The organism is Kineosporia mesophila (assembly GCF_021129235.1).
GTDB lineage: Bacteria > Actinomycetota > Actinomycetes > Actinomycetales > Kineosporiaceae > Kineosporia > Kineosporia mesophila.
Map to the genome: position 1 here is coordinate 158,456 of NZ_JAJOMA010000017.1, position 8,332 is coordinate 166,787.

4 protein-coding genes are annotated in these 8,332 nt (G+C 71.5%); all 4 read right to left on the bottom strand.

The genetic code is table 11. The features are described 5' to 3' along the window. Positions 1 to 310: 310 nt before the first annotated feature. Positions 311 to 2,410: an LCP family protein gene (locus tag LR393_RS36610; RefSeq protein WP_231486325.1), complete on the bottom strand. Its 2,100-nt coding sequence runs from the start codon at positions 2,408 to 2,410 to the stop codon at positions 311 to 313. A 232-nt stretch (positions 2,411 to 2,642) separates the two neighbouring features. Further along, complete coding sequence (locus tag LR393_RS23530; protein WP_231486326.1) at positions 2,643 to 3,887, bottom strand: prolyl oligopeptidase family serine peptidase; 1,245 nt, start codon at positions 3,885 to 3,887, stop codon at positions 2,643 to 2,645. A 130-nt stretch (positions 3,888 to 4,017) separates the two neighbouring features. After that, a complete protein-coding gene (locus LR393_RS23535) occupies positions 4,018 to 5,292 on the bottom strand; it encodes an ABC transporter substrate-binding protein (RefSeq protein WP_231486327.1) in 1,275 nt (424 codons plus the stop codon). Further along, the gene (locus tag LR393_RS36615) at positions 5,289 to 8,039 is read right to left on the bottom strand and encodes a putative bifunctional diguanylate cyclase/phosphodiesterase (RefSeq protein ID WP_231486328.1); all 2,751 of its coding nucleotides are present in this window, start codon (positions 8,037 to 8,039) and stop codon (positions 5,289 to 5,291) included. The genes LR393_RS23535 and LR393_RS36615 overlap by 4 nt, the downstream gene beginning before the upstream one ends. Positions 8,040 to 8,332: the final 293 nt, after the last annotated feature.

Sequence of the window (8,332 nt, forward strand, 5' to 3'; positions counted from 1 at the left end):
ACCGACTCAGACCTGCATCGCCGAGACCCAGGCTTCTGCGGGCTCTGAGGCACGTCGGCCGTCACGCGGTGAATCTGACGAAGCCGTGAACAGATGCTCCGTGCGGGTGAGAGCGCCACCCGTTCGCCAAGTTCCGACCGCGCAGACCCGGGTGTCGCGAACAGGCGTCACGAACAGGCGTCACGAACAGGCGCTCAGCCGGCCGGAGCCGGCGCGACCGCGCCGTCGTTGTGTACACCTGGTACAGGCGGTACCGGGTGTACCAGGTGTACACAACGAGGGGGAGCTGCTGGACGCAGGCCGCGGACGATCAGCAGACCTCGGAGACGTCCTGCGCGCTGGAAGGATCGGTCGGCTCCGGAGTCGCTTCCTCGTCCTTGCTCTTCTTCTTCGTCGTCGTCACCGCGGCACTGGAACTGACGGTGGGGGCCGGGCTGGTGGTCAGCGTGACACCGGGTGTGGCACCAGGTATGGCACCGTCGGCCGGACTGCTCGTGGCGCTGGCACTGGGTGTAGCTGTCGCGCTCACGGCCGCCTTCTCGGACTTCTCGATGGCCTTGGTGACCTGCCGGTGGATCAGGTCGTAGTCCGGGTCGGTGCGGTCGGCGACCACGTCGTCCGTAAAGGGAAGGCTGGTGACCTCGGCGCCCTGCACCCGCGTGGCCAGGTCCACCCAGGCCTGGATGTCCGACTGCGGGATGCCCGTGGACATGTTGTCCTTCAGCGCCTTGGCGATCTTCGGGAAGTTCTTGGCCACGGTCACCGGGTCGGCCTGATCGGTCACGGCCGCGATCACGCACCGCTGGCGGCGCATCCGGTCGTAGTCGCTGGTGCTCCACCGCGAGCGCGCGAACCACAGCGCGCGCCAGCCGTTCATGTGCTGGTTGTCGCCGGGCTCGATGTAGCCGATGGTCTCGTCCGGGCGCTCGGAGTTACCGCCGATGGGCAGTCGCTCGTCGACGTTCAGGGTGACGCCGCCGATGGCGTCGATGAGGTCCTGGAAACCCTTGAGGTTGAGCATGGCGTAGGTGTCGATCGTGAGACCGGTGACCCCGGTGACGGCGTCCTCGGTGGCCTTCAGGCCCGGGTTCTCGTACTTGGCGTAGCCGGGGGCGTCCAGGGCCCAGGTCCAGACGGCGTTGAGCAGGCACGACTCGTCCGCGCACCGGTAGCCGTCGGGCCACGCCTCGGCTCCGGGGCTGTCCTTGCGGAACGGCACCCGTTCCAGGTTGCGGGGCAGGCTGAACAGCACGGTGTTGCCGCTGGCGGGCTGAATACTGGCCACGATCAGGGTGTCCGGGCGGATGCCCTCCCGGTCGGCGCCGGCGTCGGACCCGATCAGCAGCACGTTGATGCGCTCGGTGCCGGCCCAGGGATCCTCTTCGACGGCGGCGGGTTTGACGACGTCCGCGTCGGCGTCCACGTCACCGGCGCTGTCGAAAACGCTCAGGACGAGGTCGCGCTGGACCAGGGCGTAATCGGTGACGCCGTAGGTGGGCACGCCGATGCCGGCCACCAGGACGACCACGACGAGCCAGCCGACGATCTTCTGGTTGCGGGCCAGTGGGACGCGGCGGTGCAGCTGGGTGCCGGTCAGCACGACGATCAGGGCCCAGAGGACGCCGGTCCCGACGGCAACGATCGCGAGGACGAGGAGCCGGTGCGGGTCGACGGCGAACGAGACCCCGCGCCGCAGGATGTCGCCGCGCAGGGCCCAGACCGCGAGCCAGGCCAGGGCCACGACGGCGACCCCGAGAACGAGCGCCCCGATCCGGCGACGGCCGGCCGCCAGCAGGCCCAGGCCCGGGATCAGTGACCCGACCACAGTCCAGGCCAGGACCCAGGTCAGGCCGCGATCGGTGGGGGTGGCGTCGCCGGTGGGGGCAGGCTCGTCAGCGGGTACGGCGTCATCAGAGGATGCGATCTCGTCGGGGGACGCCGTGTCATCAGTGGGCACCGTGTCATCGGTGGGCACCGGGTCATCGGTGGGCACCGGGTCGCTGTTAGGCACCGGGTCATCAGTGGGCACCGGGTCGCTGTTGGGCACCGGGTCATCGGTGGGCACTGTGTCTCTGTTCGGCACCGGGTCGCTGTTGAGCACCGTGTCATCGGTGGACACTGTGTCGCTGTTGGGCGCCGGGTCGCTGGTGGGCGCCGGATCGCTATTGGGCGCCGGGTTGTCGGTGGACACCGGGTTGTCGGTGGACGCTTCTCGGGCGGGCGAGGTCGTGTCCTCGGTGGACGCGGCGTCGCCTGTGGAAACGGTGTCGCTCACGGACGCGGTATCAGCGGGGGACGCGGTACCGGCCGACCCCGGCTGCTCGCCGTCCGCTGTGGTGTCCGGTGTGGGCTCCGCCGGTTTCAGCGGAGTCTCGTCCTCACCGGTGGGGTGAGCGTCAGCGGGACTCACCCGCGCCTCCTGTCGTCCTCAGCAGTTCACGATGAAAGACGACCGGCAGCAAGGGGCTGCCGGCCGTCCCTCGCTCCCCGCGGTGAACCGGTCGGCGGTCACTCAGCGGATTGACAAGGTCGCGCAAAGTGGTTGCCCGGCGCGTGCTTTAACTGTAGAGCCAGATTCGGATCCGCGACATCCGTGAGGACCCCGGGCGTTGAACACATCTGAACTTCACAGCCGGTCGGGCTCAGCGGCGCCGGCCGGCCATCCACTGCCAGACGTGGGTGCCGTCGATGCTCGGGTCGTTGCGGGCCAGATAGATCCAGGACCAGTGGCCGGGGAACCGGTAGCCGTCGCGTTCGACGTGCTCGTAGAGGGTGGCCCGGGAATGAGGGACGAGGTCGTGGGCGTGCATCGTGTTGGCCACCGGGTCCACGGTGGTGTCGTCCAGGGAGGCGATCAGCCAGGTCGGTGTGGTGATCGCCCGCAGGTCCGCGTCGGGGACCAGCGGTGGGGTGCCCGCGACGACTCCGCAGACGGGCACCGAGGCGGCGAACAGGCGGGGATAGACCGTGGTCATCTTCAAACTCATGTAGCCGCCGTTGCTGCACCCGGCCACGTAGATCCGGTCGGGGTCGATGTCGCGCCGGGCGCAGACCTCCCGCACGACCTGGCGGATGAGCGGCGCGAAGCGGGGTCCGTCCTCCATCCAGTAGGAGGTGCTCTGCGGGGCGACGACGTGGGCGCCGCCGAAGATCTGCTGCGCCGGCCCGGTGGCGAAGCCGAGCGCACCCCGGTTGGCGCGCAGCGTGGTCTCGTTGTCGTAGTAGCCGTCGGGCAGCGAGGCTCCTTCTCCCCCGCCGTGCAGCCAGACCACGAGCGGGCGCCGGCCCCGGCGCGGCGGTGAGTAGAGCCGGTACTTCAGGCCCGCCGCGCTCTCGTGGTACCCGAAGGCGTCCACCTCTGGATTGACCAGCCCGCCCTGCACGAAACGGGATATCAGCAGCGGCTTTCCGTGACGCCGGGTAAGAGGGGCGCGTTGCGTGAGGGTGTAGACCAGGTCGAGCCGAACGTTGCGCCCCCGGCTGGCAATGTAGCCCAGCGTGCCGGCGCCGGCCTGCCCCTCGCCGTGCTCCAGCTCGAGCACGATGTTGCCGCGCCGGTCGAGCCGCGCCGCGGTCACCGGGCGGTCGAGGTCGTACAGGGCACCCGCCTCGGGGGTGATGGGGCTGGTCGCCCGAGCGTGCACGGTGAAGGTCTCGCGGGAGAGGCTGTCCGGGGCGATCGGCCCCAGCCGCGCGGTGTCGAGCGTGATCGTGGTGACCTGTTCACCGCCGTCGAGCGTCTCGGCGCCGAGAAGGAACCCGGTGCCGGCCGAACGGCCGGACGAACGGGTGGCGGACGCGTGGGCGGGGAGGCCGGGAACGACCACTCCGGCAGTGATTCCCAGGCCGGCGGTGAGAACGCCCCGACGGCTGATCGGAAGAGACATACGAGCTCCTTGTCCTTGTCTTCCTTGACGTTTGGACATGGGAATGCTTGATGCTCGAGCGCCCACAATGTAACCCGGCCGAAAACCGGGCACAATAGCCCCGACCGGCGCAACCCGCGGGCGGTCCGGCTCAGTTCTCGGCCGACTCCGCCGTGCGCTGCCCGGCCGAGACCGCGTCCTGCCAGGCGCTTTCCGGGCTCTTGCCGCCCTCCACGTTGGCCAGTTCGGTGACGTACGAAGAGGCGATGGCGGCGTTGCCGGGCGCGTCGTAGACGGTGGGCAGCTGCTGCGCGGCCGGGCCGAAGACCTCGATGGTGGACTGCCCGCCGTAGAAGGGCTGCCCGGCGGTGAGGGCGGGCAGCGCATAGGCCGCGGGAACGGCGGGGAAGACGGCCGCCTCGGTGAACGCCTTGCCCTCGTTCTGCGGGGTGAGCAGCTCCCGGATGTAGGCGAACGCCAGCTCGGGGTCCCGGCAGGTGGCGGGCAGGGTGAGGTAGGAACCGCCGATGTTGCCCGGGCCGCCGGGACAGGCGGCCACCCGCCAGTCCCCGAAGGTTCCCGGCGCCACCGAGGCGATGTCCAGACCGTTCCAGGCCGGGCCCAGGTGCCCGGTAATCACCCCGGCCTCCAGGGCCGAGCCGAACGCGGCGTCGGCGTAGAGACCGGCCTGCAGTCCCTCGGTGATCGAGCGGACGGCCAGGTCCCAGGCGGTGCGGACGGTGTCGCCGTCACCGATGAAACCGCCGTCGCGGGCGATGAAGGTCTGAGCCTGCTGCGCGAGGGCCACGGCGAACACGTCGGTGGAGTTGCGGACGGAGAACGTGCCCGGCAGGCGGCGTTTCAGCTGGCGGGCGCAGGCGAACCAGCCCTCCCACGACGACATCCGGCCGGCCAGGGTCTCCACGTCGGTGGGCAGGCCGGCCCGCTTCCACAGGTCGGCCCGCAGGAACAGGGCGGTGGGGCCGAGGTCGATCGGCAGGCCGATCTGCTTGCCGTCGCCGGTGGCCGCCTGAGCGTACTTGGCCGGGGCGAAGGAGTCCGCGATCTCCCGGGCCCCCAGGGTGTTCAGGTCCAGGAAGAACCGGGAGAGGGTCAGGAAGGTGGGCATGTCCTCACCCTTGACGCCGGTGATGTCGGGCACCGTGGTGCCGGCCGACAGCGTGGTGGTCAGCCGCTGCCCGAAGTCACCCGGCACGATCTTCGTGGTGATGTCGGCCCGCCCGACGAAACTCGCGGTCACGTTCTTGACCACGGCGTCGGACAGGGCACCGTCCCAGCACCAGAACGTCAATGGCCTGCCGGGGGCACGCGGCGTGCCGCTCCCCTCCTCACCGCAGGCCGCGAGTGCTCCCGCCAGGCCCATCGCACCGGTGGCGGACAGGAACGTTCGGCGGGTCAGCGTCATGTCAGGCTCCGGGAGGGGTGGCCCGGCTGCGCCGGGATCCCGGTCGCCCGGGGTGGGATGAGTTGCCGGGGAAGAATTTCCGCTGCTTCCGGGGTGAGCGGGCGGGAGAACAGGTAGCCCTGGGCCTCTTCGCAGCCGTCGGCCCGCACCCGGGCCAGCTGGTCCTGTGTCTCGATGCCCTCGGCGATGACGCGCAGTTGGAAGGTCTGTGCGGCCCGCGTGATCAGGGTGGCGAGCTGGTGGTGGCCGATGTCGTCGGAATCGATGAAGCTGCGGTCGATCTTGAGGATGTCGGCCGGGGTGCCGGACAGCGCGCTGATCGAGGTGAAGCCGGTGCCGAAGTCGTCGATGGCCACCTGCACCCCCCGTTCGCGCAACAGCCGCAGGTGCTCGCGGGCACGCGGGTCGTCGGTGAGTACGGTCTCGGTGATCTCGACGACCAGGAGCGTGGGCGGCAGGCCGCTGGCGGCCAGGGCGTCCGCGACGTCGTCGAGGATCCGGTTGTCGGCCAGGTGCCGTCCGGAGATGTTCACCGCGATCGTGGGCTCGTTCTCCCCCGGCACGAATCCGGCCTGCCCCGCCGCCCGCCAGCGGGCGGTGCGGTCGGTCGCCTCGTGCAGCACCCAGCGGCCCAGGTCGCAGACGAACGACGAGGCCTCCGCGGCGGCGATGAAGATGTCCGGGCGCACCGGGCCCACACCCGGGCGGTTCCAGCGGGCCAGGGCCTCGAACCCGACCAGGACGCCGGTGGTCAGGTTCACCACCGGCTGGTAGTTCAGGTGCAGTTCCCCGGCCTCCAGGCCGGCGCGCAGCGCGATCTCCATCTCGGCCCGTTCCGACAGCTCGGCCCGCAGGCCGTCGTCGAAGATCTCGGCCCGGCCGCGGCCCAGCCGCTTGGCCCGGTAGGCCGCCACGTCGGCCTCGGCGATCAGGCTGTCGGCCGTGCTGGTCGCCGACGAGACCGCCACCCCGACGCTGGCACCGATCCGAACCTGCTTGACGGTGGTGCCGCCCACATTCATCGGGCCCGACCAGCTGACCGCGCTGATCACCCGGCGTCCCAGATCGAGCAGCACGTCGGGGTCGCGGATGCCCTCGATCGTCACGACGAACTCGTCGCCGCCCAGCCGCCCGGCCGCGTCCCCGGGCCGCAGGGTGGCGGTCAGGCGGTCAGCCACCTCGCACAGCACCTGGTCACCGACCGCGTGCCCGTGGGTGTCGTTGACCAGCTTGAACCCGTCCAGGTCGATGAACAGCACCCCGGTGCCGGGCGCGCCCTCGCGCCGGCGGTCCTCGCCGGCCAGCAGCCCGGCCAGGTGCCCGAGGATCTGGGCCCGGTTGGCCAGGCCGGTCAGGGCGTCGTGCGTGGCCTGGTGGGTGAGTTCGTCCTGCAGCGCCTCCCGGGCCCGGAAGCCCTCCACGATCTGCTCGACCGAGGCGTGCACGACGTCTCCCAGCGGCCCCGGCAGCGGTTCCTGCCGCAGCAGCGTCTCGGCGTTCCCGTTCACCACCGCCCGGGCCTGTTCCTGCACGCGCCGCAGCCCCGCGACGGCCGACGACAGGGCCAGCGCGGCCGTGCGCAGCTCGCGAGGGCCTCGTGGCACGACATCCACCAGATGACCCTGGCTGATCTCCTGGGCACCGGCGGCCAGCGAGCGCATCGACGAGGTCAGCCAGCGCGCCACCAGCCCGGCGTTCGCCAGGGACAGCAGGACCAAGGCCAGGCAGAGGGTGAGAGTGGTGCGACGCTGGGTCAGGGCCGCGGTGTGATCGTCGCCGGCCCCGGCGGTCACCTCGGCCACGGCATCCTGCAGCACCACGGCCAGGGCGTCGTCGCGACGCCGGCTGCGCTCGCCGAGACCGGGCAGGGCGCCGGTCGGCAGCACCTGCCGGGTGGGGTCCAGGGCCTGCCGGGTCAGGAGCTGCGAGAACGCGGTGACGGTGGCGTTGTTCTGGTAGATCGCCCAGTTGTGCCGCACCGGGCCGGTGGTGAAGTCGTCAGCGTAGTCGGCCAGCTTGGTGTAAGTGCCCCAGGAGGCGATCCAGCCGCTCTGGGCGATGCCGGCGAGCGCGGCCGGCAGCACCCGGGAGGCGAAGAGCTCACCCAGTTGCCGGCTGGCGGCCTCGCTCAGCGACAGGAGCTGGTTGAGGTCCTGCAGGGCCGCGACGCTGCGGGAGCTGAGCCCGGCGGAGACCGCCTCGGTGCTGGCCCAGCGCTGCCCCGAGGCCAGTTTCGAGGAGCTGAGCCCGAAGTTGCGCACCACGTTCACCAGCGGCTGACCGCTCTGGTCGGCCGCCGACCGGGCGAAGGCGATGGAGTTGCGGGCATCGGTCACGACCGCGAGCAGCTTCCGGTCCGAGGAACCGGCCAGAGCGGCGGAGATCGTCCGGTCGGTCAGGGCGCGGGCCTGCTCGACGACCGCGGGCTCGGTGACCCGCAGGGTCGCGCTGCGGTCAGGCGGGAACCCGGCCCGGGTGGCCGTCGCCTCGTCCGCGACCACGTGCACGAGCATCGTGGGCAGCAGCTCGGCGTCGGCGGCCCGGCGGGCGGCGTCGAGCAGCTCCACGGCGGAGACCAGACGCTGGGCCCGCAGGGCCCGGTCGGCCGCCCGGTCGGCCGCGACCACCGACACCCCGCCGATGAACGCGGTGGCCACCAGGGGCAGCAGGGTGAGCACGGCCAGGGGCTGCCAGACCGGCCGGCCCCGCTGCCCGAGCAGAGCCCGCCGCCGGGCGCGGCCGCTCACCGGCATGCGCCCCGGCCGGGACCCTGGTTGATCGGCACCGACAGTATGTCGGCACCCGTCCGCCGGGGGTTGAGCGTCCCCGCCCCCGGCCGTGATCATGCGAACCGGCCAGGAAACCAGACCCCCTGTTCGTGATCATGCACAAGAAGGTGGCCAACCTTCGTGCTCACCGCGCTAGACGGCCGGGCGCAGGGGCGTGGCGGGGTGTGCCGGCTCACCGACCAGGTGGGCCCGCACCCGCCACCCGCCCAGGGGCGAGCGGCCCACCTCGAGTGGCCCGCCGCCGGCCGCCG